Origin of the sequence: Salinarimonas rosea DSM 21201, assembly GCF_000429045.1 — a bacterium.
Taxonomy (GTDB): Bacteria; Pseudomonadota; Alphaproteobacteria; order Rhizobiales; family Beijerinckiaceae; genus Salinarimonas; species Salinarimonas rosea.
Genome location: NZ_AUBC01000018.1, coordinates 98,113 through 120,683, shown reverse-complemented (window position 1 = coordinate 120,683; position 22,571 = coordinate 98,113). Strand labels below are relative to the sequence as shown.

At 72.4% G+C, this 22,571-nt stretch carries 24 protein-coding genes; 10 read left to right on the top strand and 14 right to left on the bottom strand.

The genetic code is table 11. The features are described from left to right. The first annotated feature begins 22 nt into the window (after positions 1 to 22). From trpD to lexA, 5 genes are all read left to right on the top strand, one after another. A complete protein-coding gene (trpD, locus tag G407_RS31805; RefSeq protein ID WP_029031515.1) occupies positions 23 to 1,036 on the top strand; it encodes an anthranilate phosphoribosyltransferase in 1,014 nt (337 codons plus the stop codon). Between the two features lie 11 nt (positions 1,037 to 1,047). After that, the gene (gene trpC / locus G407_RS31800; protein WP_029031514.1) at positions 1,048 to 1,845 is read left to right on the top strand and encodes an indole-3-glycerol phosphate synthase TrpC; all 798 of its coding nucleotides are present in this window, start codon (positions 1,048 to 1,050) and stop codon (positions 1,843 to 1,845) included. Further along, positions 1,842 to 2,321: a cyclic pyranopterin monophosphate synthase MoaC gene (moaC, locus tag G407_RS0115280; protein ID WP_029031513.1), complete on the top strand. Its 480-nt coding sequence runs from the start codon at positions 1,842 to 1,844 to the stop codon at positions 2,319 to 2,321. The genes trpC and moaC overlap by 4 nt, the downstream gene beginning before the upstream one ends. Positions 2,322 to 2,336: 15 nt before the next feature. Continuing rightward, positions 2,337 to 3,563 (top strand): molybdopterin molybdotransferase MoeA, encoded by a 1,227-nt coding sequence (locus G407_RS0115275; RefSeq protein ID WP_029031512.1) that lies wholly within the window; start codon positions 2,337 to 2,339, stop codon positions 3,561 to 3,563. 195 nt (positions 3,564 to 3,758) lie between these two features. Then, positions 3,759 to 4,472, top strand: a complete 714-nt coding sequence (gene lexA / locus G407_RS0115270) for a transcriptional repressor LexA (RefSeq protein ID WP_029031511.1) — start codon at positions 3,759 to 3,761, stop codon at positions 4,470 to 4,472. Positions 4,473 to 4,507: 35 nt separating this feature from the next. On the opposite strand, the gene G407_RS0115265 is transcribed toward lexA, so the two are convergent. From G407_RS0115265 to G407_RS0115240, 6 genes are all read right to left on the bottom strand, one after another. Next, positions 4,508 to 5,710 carry a benzoate/H(+) symporter BenE family transporter gene (locus G407_RS0115265; protein ID WP_084327561.1) on the bottom strand — a complete coding sequence of 401 codons (1,203 nt, stop codon included), beginning with the start codon at positions 5,708 to 5,710 and terminating at the stop codon, positions 4,508 to 4,510. Between the two features lie 94 nt (positions 5,711 to 5,804). Then, positions 5,805 to 6,911: a serine hydrolase domain-containing protein gene (locus tag G407_RS0115260; RefSeq protein ID WP_029031509.1), complete on the bottom strand. Its 1,107-nt coding sequence runs from the start codon at positions 6,909 to 6,911 to the stop codon at positions 5,805 to 5,807. A 103-nt stretch (positions 6,912 to 7,014) separates the two neighbouring features. Next, positions 7,015 to 8,049 (bottom strand): esterase-like activity of phytase family protein, encoded by a 1,035-nt coding sequence (locus G407_RS0115255; RefSeq protein WP_029031508.1) that lies wholly within the window; start codon positions 8,047 to 8,049, stop codon positions 7,015 to 7,017. Then, positions 8,046 to 9,965, bottom strand: a complete 1,920-nt coding sequence (cobT, locus tag G407_RS0115250) for a cobaltochelatase subunit CobT (protein ID WP_029031507.1) — start codon at positions 9,963 to 9,965, stop codon at positions 8,046 to 8,048. Before cobT ends, G407_RS0115255 begins: the two co-directional genes overlap by 4 nt. Before the next feature lie 30 nt (positions 9,966 to 9,995). Further along, positions 9,996 to 10,997, bottom strand: coding sequence for a cobaltochelatase subunit CobS (gene cobS / locus G407_RS0115245; protein WP_043539899.1), 1,002 nt, complete (start codon positions 10,995 to 10,997; stop codon positions 9,996 to 9,998). A 153-nt stretch (positions 10,998 to 11,150) separates the two neighbouring features. Continuing rightward, on the bottom strand, positions 11,151 to 11,792 hold the full coding sequence (locus tag G407_RS0115240; RefSeq protein WP_029031505.1) for a J domain-containing protein: 642 nt from the start codon (positions 11,790 to 11,792) through the stop codon (positions 11,151 to 11,153). A 137-nt stretch (positions 11,793 to 11,929) separates the two neighbouring features. Between G407_RS0115240 and G407_RS0115235 the strand changes: the two genes are divergently transcribed. After that, positions 11,930 to 12,211, top strand: a complete 282-nt coding sequence (locus tag G407_RS0115235; RefSeq protein WP_029031504.1) for a BolA family protein — start codon at positions 11,930 to 11,932, stop codon at positions 12,209 to 12,211. A 143-nt stretch (positions 12,212 to 12,354) separates the two neighbouring features. Here G407_RS0115235 and purC read toward each other — a convergent pair whose 3' ends face one another. Beyond that, a complete protein-coding gene (gene purC, locus G407_RS0115230) occupies positions 12,355 to 13,149 on the bottom strand; it encodes a phosphoribosylaminoimidazolesuccinocarboxamide synthase (RefSeq protein WP_029031503.1) in 795 nt (264 codons plus the stop codon). Between the two features lie 276 nt (positions 13,150 to 13,425). Between purC and G407_RS0115225 the strand changes: the two genes are divergently transcribed. Next, positions 13,426 to 13,737, top strand: coding sequence for a DUF1476 domain-containing protein (locus tag G407_RS0115225; RefSeq protein WP_029031502.1), 312 nt, complete (start codon positions 13,426 to 13,428; stop codon positions 13,735 to 13,737). 130 nt (positions 13,738 to 13,867) lie between these two features. After that, complete coding sequence (locus G407_RS27990) at positions 13,868 to 14,131, top strand: DUF6455 family protein (protein WP_043539897.1); 264 nt, start codon at positions 13,868 to 13,870, stop codon at positions 14,129 to 14,131. 40 nt (positions 14,132 to 14,171) lie between these two features. Here the strand turns inward: G407_RS27990 and tolB are convergent, their stop codons facing one another. From tolB to tolQ, 4 genes are all read right to left on the bottom strand, one after another. Then, a complete protein-coding gene (gene tolB, locus G407_RS0115215; RefSeq protein ID WP_043539896.1) occupies positions 14,172 to 15,515 on the bottom strand; it encodes a Tol-Pal system beta propeller repeat protein TolB in 1,344 nt (447 codons plus the stop codon). Positions 15,516 to 15,650: 135 nt separating this feature from the next. Further along, positions 15,651 to 16,814, bottom strand: a complete 1,164-nt coding sequence (tolA, locus tag G407_RS0115210) for a cell envelope integrity protein TolA (protein WP_156917599.1) — start codon at positions 16,812 to 16,814, stop codon at positions 15,651 to 15,653. Positions 16,815 to 16,818: 4 nt separating this feature from the next. Continuing rightward, positions 16,819 to 17,265, bottom strand: coding sequence for an ExbD/TolR family protein (locus G407_RS0115205; protein ID WP_029031499.1), 447 nt, complete (start codon positions 17,263 to 17,265; stop codon positions 16,819 to 16,821). Positions 17,266 to 17,280: 15 nt separating this feature from the next. Further along, on the bottom strand, positions 17,281 to 17,967 hold the full coding sequence (tolQ, locus tag G407_RS0115200; protein WP_029031498.1) for a protein TolQ: 687 nt from the start codon (positions 17,965 to 17,967) through the stop codon (positions 17,281 to 17,283). 388 nt (positions 17,968 to 18,355) lie between these two features. Here tolQ and G407_RS27985 point away from each other — a divergent pair, with 388 nt between their 5' ends. Further along, the gene (locus tag G407_RS27985; protein ID WP_052341425.1) at positions 18,356 to 18,748 is read left to right on the top strand and encodes a hypothetical protein; all 393 of its coding nucleotides are present in this window, start codon (positions 18,356 to 18,358) and stop codon (positions 18,746 to 18,748) included. Positions 18,749 to 18,756: 8 nt separating this feature from the next. Here G407_RS27985 and ybgC read toward each other — a convergent pair whose 3' ends face one another. Continuing rightward, positions 18,757 to 19,203: a tol-pal system-associated acyl-CoA thioesterase gene (gene ybgC, locus G407_RS0115190; RefSeq protein ID WP_084327560.1), complete on the bottom strand. Its 447-nt coding sequence runs from the start codon at positions 19,201 to 19,203 to the stop codon at positions 18,757 to 18,759. Then, complete coding sequence (gene ruvB, locus G407_RS0115185) at positions 19,200 to 20,255, bottom strand: Holliday junction branch migration DNA helicase RuvB (RefSeq protein ID WP_029031496.1); 1,056 nt, start codon at positions 20,253 to 20,255, stop codon at positions 19,200 to 19,202. Before ruvB ends, ybgC begins: the two co-directional genes overlap by 4 nt. Positions 20,256 to 20,580: 325 nt before the next feature. Between ruvB and G407_RS0115180 the strand changes: the two genes are divergently transcribed. Next, positions 20,581 to 21,000, top strand: a complete 420-nt coding sequence (locus G407_RS0115180) for a hypothetical protein (RefSeq protein WP_029031495.1) — start codon at positions 20,581 to 20,583, stop codon at positions 20,998 to 21,000. 183 nt (positions 21,001 to 21,183) lie between these two features. Here the strand turns inward: G407_RS0115180 and G407_RS27980 are convergent, their stop codons facing one another. Next, on the bottom strand, positions 21,184 to 22,461 hold the full coding sequence (locus G407_RS27980) for a porin (protein WP_052341424.1): 1,278 nt from the start codon (positions 22,459 to 22,461) through the stop codon (positions 21,184 to 21,186). Positions 22,462 to 22,571 lie beyond the last annotated feature (110 nt).

Here is a 22,571-nt window from a genome sequence, read left to right as displayed (position 1 = left end):
CCGAGCATGCCGCAGGTCGATCATGGATGCGTTCAAGCCCTATCTCGCCAAGGTCGCGACCGGCGCCGCCCTCTCCCAGGAGGAGGCCCGCGCCGCCTTCGACTCGCTGCTCTCGGGCGAGGTGACCCCGGCCCAGGCCGGCGCCTTCCTGATGGCGCTGCGCGTCCGGGGCGAGGCGCTCGACGAGATCGTCGGCGCGGCCTCGGCCATGCGCGCCAAGATGCTCAAGGTCGAGGCGCCGGCGAACGCCATCGACATCGTCGGCACCGGCGGCGACCATTCCGGCTCCTGGAACATCTCGACGCTCGCCGCCTTCATCGTGGCGGGCTGCGGCGTGCCGGTGGCCAAGCACGGCAACCGCGCCGCGTCCTCGAAGTCCGGCGCGGCGGACGTGCTCTCGGCGCTCGACGTGACGCTCGGCCTCGACCCGAAGGGCCTCGCCCGCTGCCTCGCCGAGGCGAACCTGTGCTTCATGTTCGCGCAGGCCCACCACGCCTCCATGCGCCACGTCGCGCCCTTCCGCGTCGAGCTCGGCACCCGCACGATCTTCAACCTGCTGGGTCCGCTGTCGAACCCCGCCGGCGTGAAGCGGCAATTGCTCGGCGTCTTCTCCCGCGCCTGGATGCGCCCGCTCGCCGAGACGCTGCGGGCGCTCGGCTCCGAGCGGGTCTGGGTCGTGCACGGCTCCGACGGGCTCGACGAGCTCACCACCACCGGACCGAGCGAGGTCGTGGCGCTCGAGGGCGGCGAGATCCGCACCTTCCAGATCGACCCGCGCGACGTCGGCCTCGCGCGCGCCGAGCCGCAATCGCTGAAGGGCGGCGACCCCGCCCACAACGCGGCGGCCCTGCGCGCCGTGCTGGAGGGCGAGAAGACGGCCTATCGCGACATCGCGGTGCTCAACGCGGGCGCCTCGCTCGTGGTCGCGGGCGCGGCCGCCGATCTCGCCGAGGGCGTCGCCAAGGCGGCCGACGCCGTCGACACCGGCGCGGCCAAGGCCGCGCTCGCGCGCCTCGTGCGCGCCTCGCAGGCGTGAGGGGCGGAGCCGTGAGCGACATTCTCGCGAAGATCGAGGCCTACAAGCGCGAGGAGATCGCCGCAGCCAAGGCCGCGATCCCGCCCGCCGAGATGGCGCGCCGCGCCGGCAGCGCCGCCCCGCCCCGCGGCTTCGCGGCGGCGCTCGAGGCGAAGATCGACGCCGGCCGGCCGGCGCTGATCGCCGAGATCAAGAAGGCGAGCCCCTCCAAGGGCCTGATCCGCGCCGACTTCGACCCGCCGGCGCTGGCGCGCGCCTACGAGGCCGGCGGTGCCGCCTGCCTCTCGGTGCTGACCGACGCGCCCTCCTTCCAGGGCCGGCCCGAATACCTCGCCGCCGCCAAGGAGGCCTGCGCGCTGCCGGCGCTGCGCAAGGACTTCCTGTTCGAGCCCTACCAGGTGGCCGAGGCCCGCGCCTGGGGCGCGGACGCCATCCTCGTCATCATGGCGAGCGTCTCCGACGCCGCCGCCCGCGATCTCGTCCAGGCGGCGCACGATCTCGGCATGGACGCGCTCGTCGAGGTGCACGACGCCCCCGAGCTCGAGCGGGCCCTCGAGCTGCCGGCCCGGCTCATCGGCATCAACAACCGGAATCTCCGCACCTTCGAGGTCTCGCTCGCGGTCGCCGAAAGCCTCGCCCCGCTGATCCCCGACGATCGCCTCGTCGTCGGCGAGAGCGGCATCTCCGCCCCCGCCGACATCGCGCGGCTCGAGGCCGCGGGCATCCGCGCCTTCCTCGTCGGCGAGAGCCTGATGCGCCAGGACGATGTCGCCGCCGCCACCCGCACGCTTCTCGGAGAGGCCGCGTGAGCGAGCTCAGCCACATCGACGCCACCGGCGCCGCCAACATGGTCGACGTCTCGGAGAAGGACGTCACCTCCCGCACGGCGATTGCCGAGGGCGTGGTGATCACGAAGCCGGAGACGATCGCGGTGATCCGCGCGGGCGACGCCAAGAAGGGCGACGTGCTCGGCGTCGCGCGCGTCGCCGGCATCATGGCGGCCAAGCGCACCCACGAGCTGATCCCGCTCTGCCACCCGCTGATGATCTCGAAGGTCCGCGTCGACTGCGTCATCGACGAGGCGCTGCCGGGCGTGCGCGTCACCGCCGAGGTGAAGGTCGCGGGGCAGACGGGCGTCGAGATGGAGGCGCTCACCGCCGTGTCGGTCGCCTGCCTGACGATCTACGACATGGTCAAGGCCGCCGACAAAGGCATGCGCATCGAGGGCCTGCGGCTCCTCGAGAAGACCGGCGGGCGCTCCGGGACCTACCGGGCGCAAGGCTAGGGGAGGGGGCGCGCCGTGAGCCTGCTTCCCGTCGCCGAGGCCCGCGCCCGCATCGTCGCCGCCGCCGGCGTGCCGCTCCCCGCCGAGATCGTGCCGCTCGAGGCCTGCTTCGGCCGCACGCTCGCGCAGGACGTGGTCGCGACGCGCACGCAGCCGCCCTTCAACGCCTCCGCCATGGACGGCTTCGCCGTGCGCGCCGCCGACGTCGCGACGACGCCCGCGGAGCTCGCGATCGTCGGCGAGAGCGCGGCCGGCCGGCGCTTCGCCGGCCGGGTCGGCGCGGGGGAGGCGGCACGCATCTATACCGGCGCGCCGGTACCCGAGGGCGCGGATGCGATCGTCGTCCAGGAGAACGCCGAGCGGCTCGACGACGGACGCGTGCGCGTGCTGGAAAGCGCACCGGCGGGCAGGTTCGTGCGCCCGCGCGGGCTCGATTTCACCCGAGGGGACGTGCTGATCCCGGCCGGGCGTGTTCTCGACCCGCGTGCCCTGGCGCTCGCGGCGGCGATGAACCACCCCGCGCTCCCCGTTCGCCGCCGGCCGAAGGTGGCGCTCGTCGCCACGGGCGACGAGCTGGTGCTGCCGGGCGAGGCGCCGGGGCCGGACCAGATCGTCGCCTCCAACATCGTCGCGCTGGCCGCCATGGTCGAGGCCGCCGGCGGCGAGGCGATTCCCCTCGGCATCGCCCGCGACACCCGGCCGGCGATCCGCGAGAAGCTCGCCGCCGCCCGCGCCGCCGCGGTCGACATCCTCGTCACCCTCGGCGGCGCCTCGATCGGCGCCCACGACCTCGTGCAGGAAACACTGCGCGAGGAGGGCATGGATCTCGGCTTCTGGAAGATCGCCATGCGCCCGGGCAAGCCGCTGATGCACGGGACGTTCGACGGCATGCTGTTCCTGGGGCTGCCCGGAAACCCGGTCTCCTCCATGGTCTGCGGCCTCCTGTTCCTGCGCCCGGCGATCCGGGCGATGCTCGGGGACCCCGCCGCGGGACGGCTGCCGACCGAATCTGCGGTCCTGGGGACGCCCATGGCCGAGAACGACGCGCGCGAGGACTACGTCCGCGCGACGCTCGCCCCGCGCGACGGCGCCCTGCCGGAGGCGACGCCGTTCCCGGTGCAGGACTCGTCCATGCTCGGCGTCCTCGCCCGCGCCGACGCGCTGATCGTGCGCCCCGCGCGCGCGCCGGCCCTGGGGGCGGGCGACGTGGTGGCCATCGTGAGGCTGGCGGGGATGATGTGAGGCCGGCGCGGAGGCGCCGTCGCGCCGTCCACCCTCCCGCCGTCCACCCTCCCGCCGTTCACCCTCCCGCGACGACTCGCCGCGACGGGGGTTGCGGAACGCATGGGGAACGTGTATGAGTTCCGCGTTTGTTTTCCGCGTGACCGCCATCGCGATTCGGCCGGCGGCGCGGAAGGCCTAGGACGGGATCGCTCCATGCTCACGCGCAAACAGCACGAACTGCTTCGCTTCATCCACGAGCGGGTGCGGGAGACCGGCGTCCCCCCCTCCTTCGACGAGATGAAGGATGCGCTCGACCTCAAGTCGAAGTCGGGCATCCACCGGCTGATCACGGCGCTGGAGGAGCGCGGCTTCATCCGGCGGCTGCCGAATCGTGCGCGCGCGCTCGAGGTCGTGCGCCTGCCCGAGGGGCTCGGCGTGCCGTCGAGCCGGCGTTTCAACCCGAGCGTCGTCGAGGGCGGGCTCGCCGCGAAGCCGAAGGCCGCGACGGCGCCCGCGGCGGCGCCGAGCCCGCCGGACGAGGAGCGCGGCATCCAGATCCCCGTGATGGGCCGCATCGCCGCGGGCGTGCCGATCTCGGCGATCCAGTCGCAGAGCCATTCGATCACCGTCTCGCCGGACCTCGTCGCCTCGGGCGAGCACTTCGCCCTCGAGGTGCGCGGCGATTCGATGATCGAGGCCGGCATCCTCGACGGCGACATCGTCGTCGTGCGCCGGCAGGACGTGGCCAACACGGGCGACATCATCGTCGCGCTGATCGACGACGAGGAGGCGACCTTGAAGCGCTTCCGTCGCCGCGGCTCCTCCATCGCGCTCGAGGCGGCGAACCCCGCCTACGAGACGCGGGTGCTCGGGCCCGACCGGGTGAAGATCCAGGGCAAGCTCGTGAGCCTGTTCCGACGGTACTGAGAGGGAAGCGGCCCGGCGCCCGGGCAACGGCTTCCTTATCGGCGCAGCAGCCACATCGCTCCGCCGGCGAGCAATCCCCAGAAGGGCGCGCCGATGCCGAAGAAGGCGACGCCCGACGCGGTCGTGACGAAGCAGACGAGGGCCGCCATGCGCGCCTTCTCGTCGGCGAGCGACGCCTGGATCGCACCGGCGAAGCTCGTGAGCAGCGCGAGGCCGGCGACCGCCTGGATCAGGATCGGCGGGGAGGCCGCGATGAAGGCGGCCGCCGCGCCGGCCGAGAGGCCGAGCGCGATGTAGACGGCGCCCGCCGCCGCGGCGGCGATCCAGCGCCGCGACGGGTCGGGATGCGCTTCGGGCCCGGCGCAGAGGGCCGCCGTGATGGCGGCGAGGTTGACGAGATGGCCTCCGAAGGCGGAGGCGACGGCGCTCGCGACTCCCGTGCCGACGAAGATCGGCCCGACCGGCGGCCGGTAGCCGTTGGCGGCGAGCACGGCGAGGCCCGGCACGTTCTGCGAGGCCATGGTCACTAGGAAGAGCGGCAGGGCGAGGCCGACGAACGCGTCGAGGGAGAAGTCCGGCGCGACCGGCACCGGGCGCGGCGCGAGCGTCGCCCAGGAGGCGTCCGGCAGGGGCGTCGCCGTGAAGACGAGGCCGATCGTCACCAGGACGGCGAGCGGCACCGCGTAGGGCCGCGCGAAGCGCAGCGCCAGCGCCCAGATGATCACGATCGGCAGCGCCAGCGCCGGCTCCGCCAGCGTCGCGCGCGCCGGGGCGAGGCACAGGTCGAGCAGGATGCCCGCCAGCATCGCGGCGGCGAGCGGCATCGGGATACGCTCCACTGCGCGGCCGAACGGGCGGATCACGCCCGCCAGGATCACGAGCCCCGCCGCCGCCAGGAAGGCGCCCACCGCCACCGGGAAGCCGCCGGGATAGGCGCCGGTCGCGACGAGCAGCGCCGCGCCGGGGGTGGACCAGGCGATCGAGATCGGCAGCCGCGTGCGCCACGAGAGGCCGATCGCCAGCATCCCCTTGACGAGGCACACCGCGAGCAGCCCCGAGGCGGCCTGCGCCGGCGTCGCGCCCACGGCGACGAAGCCCTGCAGCAGCAGCGCGAAGGTCGAGGCGAAGCCGACGAGCGCCGCGAGCGCGCCCGCCGACACCGGCTGGATCAGCCCGCCGCCGCCCGCGGTCGTCGCGCGCGCCGCCGCCGTCCCCGTGCCGCTCGCCGTCTCGCTCATGTCGTTCTCCACGGACCGCGCGAGACTGCCGCCTCGGGCTCGCGCGCGCCACCCCCGCCTGCGCCGGCCAGGGCTGCGCCGCATGCGGTGCGCCTCACTCCAGCGCCTGCGCGATCGCCCAGGCGAGGCTCTCGGCGTCGAGATCCTCGCCGTTGGCGAGGACGATCACGGAAAGCCCCGTGTCGAGCCCCCGGTAGTAGTAGGTGGCGGTGCCGTACCACGAGCCGCCGTGCGCCGCGACCGTCCGGTCGCGGTCGTCCGTGTAGAGCGACCAGCCCCAGCCGTAGCCGGCGCCGCTCTCGTCGGCGATGCGCTCCCCGTCGTCGAAGGCGCCTCGGGAGAACAGCAGCTCCGTCGGGGCCATGCCGTTCGCGAGCGCGGCCTCGTAGCGTGCGAGATCGGCGAGGCTCGTCCAGATCGAGCCGTCGCCCTCGACCGACGTGTCCCATTCGCTCGCCTCGAAGGCGCCGCCCGTCCCGGCATAGCCGGCGGCGCGGCGCGCCTCCTCGACGGGATAGCCCGATGCCGAGGAGGCCATGCCCAGGGGATCGAAGATCCGCGCATGCAGCACGTCGTCCAGGCTCTCCTCGCCCGCCGCCGACGCGACGAGGGCGGCGAGCGCCACGTAGCCGGTGTTCGAGTAGGCGAAGGCGGTGCCCGGCTCGGCGTCGAGCGGCATGCCCGCGAGCCAGTCGAGCACCTGGGCCTGCTCCGTGCCCCCGTCGAAGCCGAGCCCTGGCGCGTCGCCGAGATAGTCGGGCAGGCCGCTCGTGTGGCGGACGAGATCCTCGAGCAGGATCGGTCGGCTGGCACCCTTCGGAAGCGCCGGCAGCATGGTCAGCACGTCCGCGACCGGCACCGCCGGATCGAGGATGCCGTCCTCGACGAGGAGCGCCGCGGCGAGCGCGGTCATCTGCTTGGAGACGGACGCGAGGTCGAACAGCGTCTCGGGCGTGACGGGAGCCCGTGTCGTGCGATCGGCGACGCCGTAGCCCGCCCGGTGCCGCACGACCCCGTCCTGCGTCACCAGGACGGCCAGCCCCGGCGTGTCCACGCCCACGTACGGGGCGACGAGCACGTCGACCTCCCCGAGGCGCTCGGCCGACGCGGCGAACGGGGCCGCGACGACCGCGGCGGCGAGGCAGGAAGCGACGCGCGCACCCGCGTGGGCGCGGCGGACGGCGGGGTTCGGGATCGTCATCGGGAGGGTTCCAAATCGGGCCGGACGCGCGAGACTAGCTCGGCCGTAAGGGCGCGCAAGAGGTGCGTCGCACGGCGCGCGGGCCCTCCCGGCCCCGCGGCGCTCACACGAGCTCGAATTCCAGCAGCAGCGTGCGTTGGAGGATCGAGTAGTTGTCGTCGGCGATCATCGTGAGGATGGTCTCGCCGTCCGGGCCGCGATGGACGGCGAGGCCCTCCATGTTGTCGATGGCGTTCGTCCAGTCCGCCTCGAAGATCACCGCGCCGTCGAGGATCGCCTCCGGGCGCAGGTCCGCGCCCGGCACGCGGCGGATGCGGGCCGCGACGCCGCTCGTCAACGCATAGCGGCGCTCGAGCAGGAGGAGGTCGCCGTCGGGCAGGACGGCGCAATCGGTGACCTCGAAGGCGTCCGAGCGTGCGACCGCGAAGGTCGCCCCGGCCCGGGCCCCTGTGAGCACGACCCCGACCGTCGGTGTCGCGTCGCCGCGGCGGGCGCGCTCGGCGATCGCGACGAGGGCGCCGGGGAAGGCGGAGGGCGCGGGGGCGACGAAGAGGGTCTCCATGCCCTTGTTGCCGGGCCACGGGTCGAGTACGGCCCGCACGGCCGGCGGCAGCGCGAGCCGCCGGCCCGGCGCGGCGATGCCCGCGGCGAGGTCGAAGGCGAAGACCGCCTGCTCCTGCTCGATCCCGACATAGGCGGTGGCGCCGGCGAGGGTCAGCGCCTCGGCGTCGTAGGACCCCTGGCGCCGGAGCAGCCTGCCGCCCGGCCCGCGCAGGGGCGCGAGCACGGCGTTCGCGAGATCGACGACCGCACCGTCGAGCCCGCGCAGGATGTCGGCGGCGAGGAAGTAGCCACGGTCGGAGACCGCGAGGAGCTTCTCGCCCCCGTCGAGGACGACGAGGCCCGAGAGCCCGCCGAAGGCGTCGGCGCCCGCCTGCAGCTCGATCCCGCCGCGGTAGCGCAGTCGCCCATACAGGCCCTCGACGAGGCCGCGGGGGCCGAGATGGCGGATCGGATAGGTCCGCAGCGCGAGCGGCAGCGGGCCTTCCAGGTCCGCGCGCGCCCGCGGCGCGGGGGCGAGCGCGCCGGCGGCGGCCGTCGCGAGCCCGGCGAGGAGCCCCCGACGCGTGAGCCTCAACGCGGGCCCCGGCGCCCGCCCGCGGCGCGCCGCGGCATCGCGGCGGGCTGCGGCGCGGCGCCGGTGTCCTCGAACAGCTCGGCGAGCTTCTCGGTCATCACGCCGCCGAGCTCCTCGGCATCGACGATCGTGACGGCGCGGCGGTAGTAGCGCGTCACGTCGTGGCCGATGCCGATGGCGATCAGCTCCACCGGCGAGCGGGTCTCGATCTCCTCGATGACGAAGCGCAGGTGCTTCTCGAGGTAGTTGCCGGGGTTCACCGAGAGCGTCGAATCGTCGACCGGCGCGCCGTCGGAGATCACCATCAGGATGCGCCGCTGCTCGGCGCGCCCGAGCAGGCGCTTGTGCGCCCAGTCGAGTGCCTCGCCGTCGATGTTCTCCTTGAGCAGCCCCTCGCGCATCATCAGGCCGAGATTGCGCCGGGCGCGCCGCCAGGGCTCGTCGGCCGCCTTGTAGACGATGTGGCGCAGGTCGTTGAGCCGCCCCGGGCTCGCGGGCTTGCCCGCCTGGAGCCATTGCTCGCGCGACTGGCCGCCCTTCCAGGCGCGCGTGGTGAAGCCGAGGATCTCGACCTTCACGCCGCAGCGCTCGAGCGTGCGCGCCAGGATGTCGGCGCAGGTGGCGGCCACGGTGATCGGGCGCCCGCGCATGGAGCCCGAGTTGTCGATCAGCAGCGAGACCACCGTGTCGCGGAATTCCGTGTCCTTCTCCTGCTTGAAGGAGAGCGGCGTCATCGGGTCCATGATGATGCGCGGCAGCCGCGCCGGGTCGAGGATGCCCTCCTCGATGTCGAACAGCCACGAGCGGTTCTGCTGGGCGAGGAGACGGCGCTGGAGCCGGTTGGCGAGGCGCCCGACGACGCCCTGGAGGTTCGACAGCTGCTTGTCGAGGTAGGCGCGCAGCCGCGTCAGCTCCTCGGCGTCGCACAGGTCCTCGGCGTGGACGATCTCGTCGTGGGCCGTGGTGAAGGCCTTGTAGTCGGGCATCCGCGGCTCGTTGGCGCGCGGCGGCGGCGGGCGCCAGCTCTCGTTGGCCTCCTCGCTGTCGGCGTCCTCCGCGTCCTCGGGCATCTCGCCGGAGGGACCGTCGGCGGCCTCCTGCGAGCCCTCCTCCATCTCGTCGGTGGCCTCGTCGGAGATCTCGATCTCCGCCTGCTGCCCCTGCGCGTCCTCCTCGGTCTCGCCCTCCTGGCTCTCGTCGGACTGGTCCTCGCCCTCCTGATCCTGCTCGTCCTCGCTCTCCTCGGGCTCGAGCTCGCTCTGCTCGACCATGTCGAGGGAGACGAGGAGGTCGCGCACGCCGCGGGCGAAGGCGCGCTGGTTCTCGATCGTGGACAGGAGCCCGTCGAGGTCGGCGCCGGCCTTGGCCTCGATGTGCCCGCGCCAGAGGTCGACGATCTTCTCCGCCGCCTTGGGCGGCTTGCGGCCGGTGAGGCGCTCGCGGACCATGAGCGCGATCGCGTCCTCGATCGGCGCGTCGGCCCGGTCGGTGACGTCCTCGTACTTGCCGCCGCGGTGATAGCGGTCCTCGAGCATGGCATCGAGATTGTCGGCGACGCCTTCCATCCGCCGTGAGCCGATCGATTCGACGCGGGCCTGCTCGACGGCGTCGAACACCGCGCGGGCCGCGGCGCCCTCGGGCGTGAGGCGGCGGTGCATCGCGCCATCGTGGCAGGCGAGCCGCAGCGCCATCGAGTCCGCGTGCCCGCGCATCACCGCCACGTCCTGCGACGAGGCCTTGCGCGGGGGCTCGGGCAGGCGCGCCCGGTCCGACGTGAGGAGCGGCCGGTCGGAGGCGTAGGTCACCTCGAGCTCGGGCGTGCGCGCGATGGCGCGCAGGCAGGCGGCCACCGAGCGCTTGATGCCCTCGTTGGGCGCTTCCCGCTTCTCGCCGGGCTTGCGGTTGGAGATGGCCATGCGGACCCTGTCGCTGCTAGCTGCCGTGCCTCAGGAGAGCGCGACGTTCGCGGCGCTCTCCGGCAGCTCCTTGCCGAACGAGCGCTGGTAGAACTCGGCGACCAGGTTGCGCTCGAGCTCGTCGCACTTGTTGAGGAAGGTGAGGCGGAAGGCGAAGCCGACGTCGCCGAAGATCGCGGCGTTCTCCGCCCAGGTGATGACCGTGCGCGGGCTCATCACGGTGGAGAGGTCGCCGTTGACGAAGGCGTTGCGGGTGAGGTCGGCGACGCGCACCATCTTGTTCACCGTGTCGCGGCCCTTGTCCGTGCCCTGCCAGGACTTGACCTTCGAGAGCACGATCTCGACCTCGCGATCGTGCTCGAGATAGTTCAGCGTCGTGACGATCGACCAGCGGTCCATCTGCGCCTGGTTGATCTGCTGGGTGCCGTGGTAGAGCCCCGACGTGTCCCCGAGACCGATCGTGTTCGCCGTCGCGAACAGGCGGAACGACGGGTGCGGGCGGATGACGCGGCTCTGGTCGAGCAGCGTGAGGCGGCCCGAGCTCTCCAGCACGCGCTGGATCACGAACATCACGTCCGGGCGCCCCGCGTCGTACTCGTCGAAGACGAGGGCGACGTTGTGCTGGTAGGCCCAGGGCAGGATGCCGTCGCGGAACTCGGTGATCTGCTTGCCTTCCTTGAGCACGATCGCGTCCTTGCCGACGAGGTCGATGCGCGAGACGTGGCTGTCGAGGTTGACGCGCACGCACGGCCAGTTCAGCCGCGCCGCCACCTGCTCGATGTGCGTCGACTTGCCGGTGCCGTGATAGCCCGTGACCATCACGCGGCGGTTGAAGGCGAAGCCCGCGATGATGGCGAGCGTCGTCTCGCGGTCGAAGATGTAGTCCGGATCGAGCTCCGGCACGTGCTCCTCGCCCGCGGAGAAGGCCGGCACCTCGAGATCGCTGTCGATGCCGAAGGTCTGGCGCACGGACAGCTTCAGGTCCGGGATGCCGCTCGTCGTCTCGGCTCGGGTGTCGGTCGTCGCCTGCATGAACGCCTCTCTCTCGCGGACCGGTGCGCCGGCGCGCTCCTCGCGCCGCCCGCGTCTCGCGCTCGCGGTCCTGGTTACGCCCCGTCGCTGCGCCATGCAACGCCGGGGCCGGTTTCGACGCCGGTGCGTCGGCTCATGATATGGGTCGGTCTCCTAGCACAGGCCGGCTGCCTTGAGCGTGTCGTGGGCGCGGATGATGTCGCGCAGCCGCTCCTCGTAGGCGCGGTCGCCGCCGTGGGCGTCCGGGTGGAAGCGCTTCACCAGCGACTTGTAGGCCGCCTTGATGGTCGCCGCGTCCGCGCCCTCCTCGAGCCCGAGAACGTCGAGCGCCTGGCGCACGGGGCCGGAATAGCGCGGCCGCGGCGGCTCGGGCGCGCGGCGGGTCTCGCCGACGCCGCCCTCGCGCAGCACGTCGAACGGGTCGTGATAGGCCCAGTCCCGCTTGTAGCCGCCGGCGCGCGCGCCCTCGGCCGCCCGCTCGCGGGCGGCGGGGTTCACGCCCATCGACCAGGTGGGGCGATGGCCGATGATCGACTCCTTCTGGTACGCGGCGACGGCCTCGTCGGGCATGTCCTTGAAGTAATTGTACGACGCGTTGTAGGCGCGCACGTGGTCCATGCAGAAGCGCCAGTACTTGCCTTCCTGCCCGCGGCCCTTGGGCGCGCGGTAGAGGCCCTGGCCGTCGCAGCCGGGATGCTCGCAGGTCGGCGCCTGCGCGGTCTTGGCATCGTCGTCGACCTTCTCGGCCTTCGGCTTGATGCGGATGCGGTCGAACAGGGGCGAGTTCAAGTCCATGGTCCGATGATTATGAGCCATGACCGCGCGCGGGCAAGGGCCGTGAGATGCGCGAGCGTCGCAAAGAAAGCTTGACGCGGCGGCGCGAGGCGGCGACGCAGGGCAGGCATTCCCCGCGCGCGGAGAGCCGGCCCGGCATGAGCGATACGACGCCCACGATGAAGAGCCTGATCGAGACGCGGCTTTCCGACGCGTTCGCGCCGGTGCGCCTCTCGGTCGTCGACGAATCCCACCTCCACGCCGGCCATGCCGGCTGGCGCGAGGGCGGCGAGACCCATTTCAGGCTAGAGGTGGTCTCCGACGCCTTCGCCGGCAAGAGCCGGGTCGAGCGCCACCGCATGGTCAACGCCGCACTGCAGGAGGCGTTCGACCGGGGGCTCCACGCGCTCGCCATCAAGGCCGACGCGCCCGCTCCCTGAACGCCGCCGTCACCATCCCCTCGGGGAGGCAGGCCGAGCGCGGCCGCGACCCGAGGGGTCGCGGGACCGATCCGGCCGACCGCGGCTCGCCACCGCACGCCCGTCCCGCGGACCGGCGAGATCGGCTGCGGCGCGGTGGTGCGTCACTGCACGAGGCGCGGGCCGCCCATCGGGACGCCGTCGGTCTCGGCGAGGATGCCGAGCCGGCGCGCCACTTCCGTGTAGGCCTCGATCAGGCCGCCGAGGTCCTTGCGGAAGCGGTCCTTGTCGAGCTTCTCGGCGGACTTCATGTCCCACAGCCGGCACGAATCGGGTGAGATCTCGTCGGCGACGACGATGCGCATCATGTCGCCTTCCCACAGCCGGCCGCACTCGATCTTGAAGTCGACGAGGCGGATGCCGACGCCGAGGAACAGGCCGGACAGGAAGTCGTTGACCCGGATGGCGAGCGCCATGATGTCGTCGATCTCCTGCGGCGTCGCCCAGCCGAAGGCGGTGATGTGCTCCTCGGAGACCATCGGGTCGTCGAGCTTGTCGTTCTTGTAGTAGAACTCGATGATCGAGCGGGGCAGCTGCGTGCCCTCCTCGAGCCCCAGGCGCTTCGCCAGCGAGCCGGCGGCGACGTTGCGCACCACGACCTCGAGCGGGATGATCTCCACCTCGCGGATCAGCTGCTCGCGCATGTTCAGCCGGCGGATGAAGTGCGTCGGCACGCCGATGTCGTTGAGGTGCTGGAAGACGAACTCGCTGATGCGGTTGTTCAGCACGCCCTTCCCGTCGATCACTTCGTGCTTCTTGGCGTTGAAGGCGGTCGCGTCGTCCTTGAAGTGCTGGATGAGCGTCCCGGGCTCCGGCCCCTCGAAAAGGACCTTCGCCTTGCCCTCGTAGATCCGACGGCGGCGATTCATGGGCGTGTACCGTGGCTTGTTGAAATCCATGGGAAGGCCTGAGGCTCCTGGCTCTCGAACGGCCCGCCGCCGGGGGAACAGGAGGTGGCGGGCACGGTCGAGCGGCAATGAGGGCCGCCCGTTCGCGGGCGACCCTATCCGAAGAGATGGGGATGCACAACGCGCCTTTCACGCCCGGGTAAACGCCCGCGGGAAGGCCCCGCGTGGCGTCCTACGCAGCATGCCGGGTGGCGCGCGCGGGACGGGGGCGATATACGAACCTCGCGGGCACGGGCCCGCGTGTCGCAACGCGCATCGGATCGGACCATGACCACCTTCGACGACCGCGAATCCGCCTTCGAGAACAAGTTCGCGCACGACGAGGAGCTCCGCTTCAAGGCGATCGCCCGCCGCGACCGGCTCGTGGGGCTGTGGGCGGCCGAGAAGCTCGGCAAGACGGGCGCCGACGCCGACGCCTACGCCCGCGACGTGGTCTCCGCCGACCTCAAGAAGCCGGGCGACGCGGACGTCTTCGAGAAGCTGCGCGCCGACCTGCCGGCCGACGTCGGCGATGCCGAGATCCGCCAGCAGATGCTGGATCTGCTGGCGCGCGCGGTGCAGGAGATCGAGACGCAGTGAGGGGCAGGCGCGGCGCGCGCTCCCCCTTCCCGGCCGGGTGAGGGGAGTTCGCGCCGGGTTGCGCTCGATCAAGGCGCCGCCTCCCCGCGGCTCCCATGCTCCGTATCGTCACCAACCGGGAGACGAAGCGATGAAGAGCATGATCGACGGCCTGCGCGGCGCCGCCGGGCGCCCCCGCCTGATGGGGGAGATGATGCGCCGGCTCGAGCTCGAGCCGGACATCCTCGCGGCGCGCGGCCTCGACGTCGCGCTCGCCCAGGCCGCGCGGCGCTGCGCCGGCTGCGAGCACGAGGGGGCCTGCCGCTCCTGGCTCGCCGAGCACGAGCGCGCGGAGCACGCCCCCTCCTTCTGCGCCAACGACCGCTTCTTCGAGAGCGTCAAGGCCGGCGGCTGAGCGGCATCCGGCCACCCACCGCCGGCAACCGGCTCGCCGGTCAGCGGATGTCCGAGAGCAGCGGCGACCAGGTCGGGTCGGAGGCGTAGCCCGGCGTCGGGATCGGCACCTCCACCCGGCCGGTGATGTCGACCATGTAGAGCTGCCCGCCCGACTGCCCGCCGGGGTCGCGGAAGAAGACGATGTACTGCCCGTTCGGCGCCCAGGCCGGGCTCTCGTTGTGGAAGCCCTCCGTGAGGATGCGCTCGCCCGAGCCGTCGGGACGCATCACGCCGATCGAGAACTGTCCGCCGCGCATCTTCGTGAACGCGATCCAGTCGCCGCGAGGCGACCAGACCGGCTGCGAGTAGGTGCCCTCGCCGAAGGAGATGCGCTGCGGGTTCGAGCCGTCGGCGCCCATCGTGTAGAGCTGCTGCGAGCCGCCGCGGTCGCTCTCGAACACGATCTGGGTCCCGTCCGGCGAGAAGGACGGCGAGGTGTCGATGGCGAGCGTCGAGGTGAGCCGGGTCATCGTGCGGGAGACGAGGTCGATCAGGTAGAGGTTGGCGTTGCCGCCCTGCTGGAGCGTCATCACGATCGAGCGCCCGTTGGGCGAGAAGCGCGGGCTCGACGTCATGTCGGGGAAGTTGCCCACCGCCTGGCGCGCGCCGGTCTCGAGGTTGAGCACCTGGACGCGGGGCTGCTCGCCGGAGACCTGCGCCATGAAGGCGATCTCCTGGGTCCGCGGCGAGAAGCGCGGCGTCACCACGGAGTTGTCGCCGGGCGTCAGGTAGCGCACGTTGGCGCCGTCCTGGTCCATGATGGCGAGGCGCTTCAGGCGGTTCTCCTTGGGCCCGGTCTCGTCGACGAAGACGATGCGCGTGTCGAAGAAGCCGGCGAGGCCCGTGATGCGGGTGAAGACCGCGTCGGAGATGATGTGGCCCACCCGGCGCCAGTTGTTCGGATCGGTGAAGAATTGCTGGCCGGTGATCTGCTGGCCGGTCTGGACGTCCCAGAGCCGGAACTCGGTGCGCAGCCGCCCCTGGCCGTCGCGGGTGACGCGGCCGGTAACGAGGCCCTGGACGCCCGCCTGGCGCCACAGGTCGAACTGCGGCGCGGCGTCGAAGGCCGGCGTGCGCTCGGGGAAGCGGCTGCCCTCCAGCGGCGCGAAGTAGCCCGAGCGGGCGAGGTTCGCCGCGACGATGCCGGAGATCTGCGGGCCGAGATTACCCTCGCCGACGAACTCGGCGATGGCGATCGGCATGGGCTGGAACTGGCCGCCCTGGATGTCGATCACGAGCTCCGCGCGCGCGGGCGTCGGCGCGAGCGCCGGAATGAGGCCCGCGGTGGCGGCGACGCCGACGGCGAGGAGGCCGATCCGCAGGGCGTTCAGGACGAGGCGCATGGTCGGATGTCCGAGGTTCGCGGCCGGGAGGGGCCGCCTGTCGAGGGGTCTGTGGTCGGGAAGCCCGTGGCCGGGAAGCCCCCGGCCGGGAAGTCCCTGGCCGAGAGCGCGCGGGCGCCGGTCTCGCCGGCGTCGTCACGAGAACAGTGGATTGAAGTTCACCGTCAGGTTCCTCCAGTCCTCGTAGTAGGGGGCGAATTGGGCCGGAATCTGGAGCGGCGCGCACCGCCGCGTGGCACGCAGCGCGGAATCCGCCACCGACCTGAACAGCGGGTCCGGGGAGGTGTTCGTCACCTGCGGCTCCGTCACCAGGCTGCCGTCCTGGCCGAGCGCCATGCGCACGGCGGCGACCGGCGGGTTCTGCATCGCCTGCGCGGCGATCGGCACGTCCCAGCACGCCCGCAGCTGCGCCGTGATCAGCCCGACGAGCTGGTCGCGCATGCTCGGGTTGAGCCGCGGCGCGGTGCCGGTGTCGGTGCCCAGCGACGCGGTCCGGTTGATCTGCGCGGCGGCGGCGCCGGTCGAGGCGGCCTCCTCCGTCGAGCGCAGGATCGAGGCGATGTCGGACGGATCGAACCGGTCCGCCTCCTCGGCGACGCGGCTCGCGCGCGCCTCCTCGTCGTCGCGCCGGCGCGCCTCGGCGAGGCGGGCGGTGTCCGCCCGCTCGCGCGCCTCGCGCTCGCGGCTCTCGGCCTCGGCGACCCTCCGACGCTCCGCTTCGGCGGCGACCCGCCGGGCCGCCTCGGCCTGCGCCTGCTGGCGCGCGGCGCGCGAGGGCGGGAGCGGCGGGGGAACGGGGGCGGGCGCATCGGCCACGACCGGCGCGGGCGCAGCCGGCGTCGGCGGAGCCGGGTCGGGCGGCGGCGGGGGCGCCGGCGGCACGGGGGCCGGCTCGGCCACCGGCGTCGGGACCGGCGGCGCGGGGGGCGGCGGCGGGGGTGGGGGCGGCTCGCTCGCCGCGGCGACGGGCCGGTCGGCGACCTCCATGTCCGCGGGGCGGGTCGCCGGCGTCTGCGTATCGCGCGCGTCCTCGCCGGCGGGCCGCAGCTCCTGCTCGTCCGCGACACGCTCCGCGCGCGGCGCCGGCACCGGCTGCACCTCGGCCGCGTCCCGCTCGCCGCGGGTGATCTCGGAGAACTGGCTCTCCGTGATCATCTCGACGGCGATGCCCTCCTCCACCGACGGCAGCTCGGCCACGTCCGACACGACGACGAGCCCCGCCACGATCAGCGCGACGTGCGCCACGCCCGACAAGAGGAGACCCGGCTCGCGAAGGGAGGGGAGGCGGCGCAACGCCATGGCGTCAGGGACCGTCCGGCAGGGTGACGAGGGCGACGCGCTCGAAGCCGGCCTCGGTCACGAGCGCCATGATCTGGGCGACGCGGCCGTAATCCACCGAGCGGTCGCCCCGCACGAAGACCCGCGGCTCGGCCCCCTCCTCGATCCGCCCGGCGATCGCCGAGGCGATCTCGCCGTCCGCGATCGCGACGTCGTCGAGGTAGACGCGGCCCTCCGCGTCGATCGAGAGCGCGACGGGCTTCGCGTCGACGTTGAGCTGGCCCGCGCTCGCCTGCGGCAGGTCGAGGGGCACCCCCGCGGACAGGAGCGGCGCGGAGACCATGAACACGATGAGCAGCACCAGCATGACGTCGATGAACGGCGTCATGTTGATCTCGTTGATGGCGCGCGCGCGCCCGCGGCGCCTGCGCCGCCCGCCGCCGCCCGTCCCGGGTCCGCCGTGGGAGAACATGGCTGCCTCTTCCCCTTACGCCGCCGTGGCCAGGCGCTCGTCGACCTGGCGCGCCAGGATCGCCGAGAACTCGTCGGCGAAGCCCTCGAGCCGGATCTGCGCCTTGGCCACCTCGGCCTGGAACTTGTTGTAGGCGATGACCGCCGGGATCGCCGCGACGAGGCCGATCGCGGTGGCGAACAGCGCCTCGGCGATGCCCGGCGCGACGACCGCGAGCGAGGTGTTCTGCGAAGCCGCGATGGCGACGAAGGAGGTCATCACGCCCCACACGGTGCCGAACAGGCCGAGATACGGCCCGGCCGAGCCCACCGAGGCGAGGAAGATCAGCCGCGATTCGAGCCGCTCGACCTCGCGCTGGATGGTGACGTCGAGCACCTTGTCGATGCGCGCCGGCAGGCTCGCGACCGAGCGGCCCGAGCCGCCGAAGGAGCGCTTCCACTCGCGCATCGCCGCCACGAAGACCGAGGCGAGGCCCGTCGTCGGGCGCTCCTCGAGCGAGCGGTAGAGCTCCTCCAGCGAACGGCCCGACCAGAACACCTCCTCGAACCGATCCATCGCCCGGTGCAGGCGGCGGAACAGCAGCGTCTTGTCGATGATGATGGCCCAGCAGTAGACGGAGGCGACGACGAGCCCGATCATCACGAGCTTGACGACGATGTGCGCCTGCCAGAACAGGCCCCAGAGCGAGAGATCGGTCGTCATCCGCGATTGTCCTCGAGGTCGTCCGGGCGCGGGATCGCGCCGCCGGGGCGGGGTTGGTTCCGAATGAGGCTTGGTGGGTCCGAACGCGCCCGGGACACGTGGTTCGCGCCGCAACATGTCGAAAATATGAGCGTTTTCCCGCGCCGCCGCGACGCCCCGGCGCTGTTGCGATGAGGACACGATCAGGGTTAACGGACGCTTACGGGGCACGCGCGCGGGGGTGCGACGCAGGGGCGCCCCGGGCGCCCCGGGCGCCCCGGGCGCCCCGGGCGCCCCGGGGGGCGGCGCGTCCCCGGTCGTGACCTCGTCCGGATGGCGGTGGCGTTCCGGGCGCCCCTCGCGCACGATGGGCCCGCGGTTCGGGGGACCGCGCGAAGGGGGAACGAGGATGACGACTTCCGAGCTGATCGCGCTCGCCGGCTTCGCCGGCGCGGCCATCGCCATGCTGCTCGTGACGCAGACCAAGGAACGGGTCGCCTGGCCCGCATGGCTCGTGCCCGCCGGCGCGGCGATCCTCGTCGCCGCCGGAACCGGCGTCGCCGTCGCGAAGGACGGCCTGTTCGGGTTCTGGGAGGTCGTGGTCGCCTCGCCGTGGGGCGTGCAGATCTGGCTCGACCGCCTGGCGAGCACGACGGCGGCCTTCTTCCTCCTTCAGAACCGGGCGCGCGCCATCGGCATGAAGTCGGAGGTCTGGGTGCTCGTCGTCGTCTTCACCGGCTCCATCGGCCTTCTCGCGATGCTGGCGCGGACGGTCCACCTGGAGCGCCGCAAGGCGGCGTGAGGCCGCCCTCAGCCGCCGAGCCGCGCCCGCAGGCCCTCCGGAATGCGCGCCGGGCGCCCGTCCCGGATGGCCGCCACCTGGACGGAGGCGCTCACCAGCACCTCCTCGCCGCGCAGGATGCGCTGGGCGATCTCGATCGAGGCGCCCTTGACCGCGAGCGTGCGCGTCTCGACGGTGAGGATGTCGTCCATCCGCGCGGGCCGCGCCCAGTCGATCGCCATGCGCCGCACGGCGAAGGCGAGCCCGCCACCCTCCGCGTGCAGCGCCGACTGCGCCACCCCGGCGAGCCGCAGCTGGTCCGTGCGGCCGCGCTCGAGGTATTTCAGGTAGTTGGCGTGGTAGACGATGCCGGAGAAATCCGTGTCCTCGTAGTAGACGCGCACCACGAGCAGGTGCGCACCGTCCTCGAACCGGCCGGAGATCGGGATCAACGGGTCACGCATGGTGTCGCTCATGGCGCGGCGTCGTCCCCGCTCGGGAACAGCCCGAACTGCGTTCGGCCCGGGTCCCGGGACGGCTCCGGGAGCCCCAGGTGCCGGAAGGCGTGGGGGGTGAGCAGGCGCCCGCGCGGCGTGCGCTGCACGAAGCCCTTCTGGATCAGGTAGGGCTCGATGATCTCCTCGATCGCGTCGCGCGGCTCGGAGAGCGCGGCGGCGATGGTCTCGATGCCGACCGGCCCGCCGCCGAAATTGGTCGCGACCATGGTCAGGTACTTGCGGTCCATCACGTCGAGGCCGACCGGGTCGACGTCGAGGAGGCCGAGCGCCTTGTCGGCCAGCGCGCGTTCCACCGTCTCGGTGCCCTCGACGACCGCGAAGTCGCGCACCCGCCGCAGCAGGCGCCCGGCGATGCGCGGGGTGCCGCGCGCGCGCTTGGCGATCTCGTTCGCGCCGGCGTCCGACATGCCGAGCCCGAGCACGCGGGCTCCGCGCTTGACGATGAGCTCGAGCTCGCCGACCTCGTAGAACTCGAGCCGGACCGGGATGCCGAAGCGATCGCGCAGCGGCGTCGTGAGCAGGCCGGCACGGGTCGTCGCGCCCACGAGCGTGAAGCGCGGCAGCTCGATCTTGACCGAGCGCGCGGCGGGCCCCTCGCCGATGATGAGGTCGAGCTGGAAATCCTCCATGGCGGGGTAGAGGATCTCCTCGACCGCCGGGTTGAGGCGGTGGATCTCGTCGATGAAGAGCACGTCGCGCTCCTCGAGATTGGTGAGCTGCGCGGCGAGATCGCCCGCCTTGGCGATCACCGGCCCGGAGGTGGAGCGGAAGTTCACGCCGAGCTCGCGCGCGATGATCTGCGCGAGCGTGGTCTTGCCGAGCCCCGGCGGGCCGACGAAGAGCACGTGATCGAGGGCGTCGCCGCGCGCCTTCGCCGCGTCGATGAAGACCTGGAGGTTGGCGCGCGCCGCCTTCTGCCCGGTGAAGTCGGCGAGCGAGAGCGGACGCAGGGACGTGTCGAGGTCGTCCTCGCGCTTGATCGGGGAGACGAGTCGGTTCGGCTCGGTCACGGGCGTCTCGGTCTCCGGCGGGCAACGCGTGGCGCGGCTCGGCCGCGTCGCAGATCTCGTCTTTTACAGGCTCGCGCGCCGCGAGCCACCCCCCGCGCGTTTCCCGCGCCGGCCCTCGAGGGCGCAAACAGGGATGATCCCGGCTTTCCTCCCCAAGGCCAAGCCTTTGGAAGCACGACCGTTTTCACGTGCGAGCCGTTCGTGCGCCCCAATTTTCCGGGCCGAAAGGAAGCAATTCTCGGAACACGAATCCCGTCGTGTCGTTGGTGGGGCATTCCGGCGCCGCGCTCTGCCGTGGCGCTCCCGATATCGATGGAGGACATCCATGAAGTACATCCTCATGACCACCGCCGCCGCCCTGATGTTCGTCGCGCCGGCGAGCGCCCAGACGACCGCGCCCGAGCCCGTGGTCGATTCGGCCCCGGCCGTTCCGCAGACCGCGATCGGCGTGCAGGAGCGTCGCCGCCTGCTGACCGACGACGATGCGACGGCCGCCCCGGCCGGCATGCTGATCGGCGAGGAGACCAGCTCCTGGTACGTGGACTGCACGGATCCGGGCGTGGTGTGCGAGAACTACGAGAACCTCGCCACCGGTTCCGTCGGCACGATGGGCGCGCCCGAGCCGGTCGTCGATTCGGCCCCGGCCGTTCCGGAGACCGCGATCGGCGTGCAGGAGCGCCGCCGCCTCAACACGTCGGACGACGATACCGCGGCCCCGGCGGGCCAGCTGATCGAGCGTCAGTGACGCGCGACGCGCCGCCCCTCGGGGCGAGTGACGCGAGACGGAGAAGCCCCGGCGCGAGCCGGGGCTTTTTCGTGCGCGCGGGCTGCGATCCGGGTGCAGTGGCACGGATCGGCTGCGGACGCATCGCCAAAGAAAAAGAGCCCCGGCTTTCGCCGGGGCTCCTCTCGAACCGTGCGGGACGGATCAGAAGTCGCGCTGGATGCGCAGACGGCCGGCCCAACGCGAGCCGTCGTCGTTCGTGGCCGTGACGGACTGGACGCCGTTGTTGTAGACCCACACGCGGTTCTCGGTGTCGATCTCGGTGTAGGCGACGTCGGCCGAGAAGGTCAGGCCGGACACCGGACGCCAGTTCAGGCGGGTGCCGAGCTGCCACCAGGTGTAGTCCTGCACCGTGCCGGTGACGACGATCGCGCCCGGAGCGGCCTGGAACGCGGCGGTGGTCGGAACGTCGACCTCGCCGTACGCACCCTGGATGTCCTGCCAGATGGTGGGGGTCCAGTAGTGACGGAAGGCGGCCGCGAGCGACCAGGCCTCGGTCGTGACCAGCGAGGTGCCGAGCACGTTGACGTAGGCGTCGTTCAGGCCGACCGAGAACTCCGACACGAGGTTCGGGGCATCGGCGTAGGAGACCGCACCGTCGGCGTAGACCGCCTGCAGCCACAGGGCGTCGCCGGCCGCGATCATCGGCAGGCGGATGTTGATGCCGGCGCCGATCGCCCAGCCCAGCTCGTCGTCGATCGCGACGTTCGGGACGTTGTGACGGACCTGATGCAGGGCACCCATGACCTGCGCCGAGCCCCACGCCTGAGCGACGTTCAGGTTGGCGACGAGGTCCGGCAGCTCCTGGCCGCCGTAGATGTTCACGCCCGCAGCGTTGAGGATGTTCGTGCGACGCGCACGGCCGTCCTCGACGGCCACGGTGGCCGAGAAGCCCGACCCGAAGGTCGCGGTGTAGGCGAGGACCTCGACGGACGGATCCGAGAGACCCTCGGACGCGGTCATCAGGTTGCCGCCGAAGAACGAGAAGAACGACGTGATGCGACCGGCGGTCAGACCAGCGAACTGGATGAAGCCCTGGTCGAGCACGGCGTTGCCGGCGCCGTCCGTACGGTCGGCGTTGATGCGGATGAACGAGCGCAGCGTGCCCATCTCGGTCGCCGTGCGGGCGTCGAACGCGATCGAGCCGCGGGCGAAGAAGTTGATGTCGTCCTGCGTGCGGTTGACGGCCGTGTCGAGGTTCTCGGCGAAGCGATACTCGGCGCGGACGTAGCCGGAGATCTGCAGGCAGGTCTCCGTGCCGGGGATCACGAAGAAGCCCGTGCCGCCGATCGGGGCGTTCGGGCAGGTGCGGACGTAGTCGACCGGCGCCGCGGCGCGGACCGGAAGATCGGCAGCTTGAGCCCCGGCGACCGCGACGAGACCGGCGGCAGACCCGAGGAGAAGGCTCTTGGCGAGCTTCATTAGATGACCTCCAAAGTTTCGAGACCCTGGGGGGCCGGGTGTTTCGCCACGAGAACTCTTCGAGACTCGGAAGCTGTCCCTTTTCCCCTGTGACCCGCCGCCGAGCCGTT

Excerpts from the sequence above, each read along its gene's own strand:
- trpD (WP_029031515.1), top strand. The coding sequence starts at position 23 with ATGGATGCGTTCAAGCCCTATCTCGCCAAGGTCGCGACCGGCGCCGCC.
- lexA (WP_029031511.1), top strand. The coding sequence starts at position 3,759 with ATGCTCACGCGCAAACAGCACGAACTGCTTCGCTTCATCCACGAGCGG.
- G407_RS0115265 (WP_084327561.1), bottom strand. The coding sequence starts at position 5,710 with ATGAGCGAGACGGCGAGCGGCACGGGGACGGCGGCGGCGCGCGCGACG.
- G407_RS0115260 (WP_029031509.1), bottom strand. The coding sequence starts at position 6,911 with ATGACGATCCCGAACCCCGCCGTCCGCCGCGCCCACGCGGGTGCGCGC.
- cobT (WP_029031507.1), bottom strand. The coding sequence starts at position 9,965 with ATGGCCATCTCCAACCGCAAGCCCGGCGAGAAGCGGGAAGCGCCCAAC.
- cobS (WP_043539899.1), bottom strand. The coding sequence starts at position 10,997 with ATGCAGGCGACGACCGACACCCGAGCCGAGACGACGAGCGGCATCCCG.
- G407_RS0115240 (WP_029031505.1), bottom strand. The coding sequence starts at position 11,792 with ATGGACTTGAACTCGCCCCTGTTCGACCGCATCCGCATCAAGCCGAAG.
- G407_RS0115235 (WP_029031504.1), top strand. The coding sequence starts at position 11,930 with ATGAGCGATACGACGCCCACGATGAAGAGCCTGATCGAGACGCGGCTT.
- purC (WP_029031503.1), bottom strand. The coding sequence starts at position 13,149 with ATGGATTTCAACAAGCCACGGTACACGCCCATGAATCGCCGCCGTCGG.
- G407_RS0115225 (WP_029031502.1), top strand. The coding sequence starts at position 13,426 with ATGACCACCTTCGACGACCGCGAATCCGCCTTCGAGAACAAGTTCGCG.
- G407_RS27990 (WP_043539897.1), top strand. The coding sequence starts at position 13,868 with ATGAAGAGCATGATCGACGGCCTGCGCGGCGCCGCCGGGCGCCCCCGC.
- tolB (WP_043539896.1), bottom strand. The coding sequence starts at position 15,515 with ATGCGCCTCGTCCTGAACGCCCTGCGGATCGGCCTCCTCGCCGTCGGC.
- tolA (WP_156917599.1), bottom strand. The coding sequence starts at position 16,814 with ATGGCGTTGCGCCGCCTCCCCTCCCTTCGCGAGCCGGGTCTCCTCTTG.
- G407_RS0115205 (WP_029031499.1), bottom strand. The coding sequence starts at position 17,265 with ATGTTCTCCCACGGCGGACCCGGGACGGGCGGCGGCGGGCGGCGCAGG.
- tolQ (WP_029031498.1), bottom strand. The coding sequence starts at position 17,967 with ATGACGACCGATCTCTCGCTCTGGGGCCTGTTCTGGCAGGCGCACATC.
- G407_RS27985 (WP_052341425.1), top strand. The coding sequence starts at position 18,356 with ATGACGACTTCCGAGCTGATCGCGCTCGCCGGCTTCGCCGGCGCGGCC.
- ybgC (WP_084327560.1), bottom strand. The coding sequence starts at position 19,203 with ATGAGCGACACCATGCGTGACCCGTTGATCCCGATCTCCGGCCGGTTC.
- G407_RS0115180 (WP_029031495.1), top strand. The coding sequence starts at position 20,581 with ATGAAGTACATCCTCATGACCACCGCCGCCGCCCTGATGTTCGTCGCG.
- G407_RS27980 (WP_052341424.1), bottom strand. The coding sequence starts at position 22,461 with ATGAAGCTCGCCAAGAGCCTTCTCCTCGGGTCTGCCGCCGGTCTCGTC.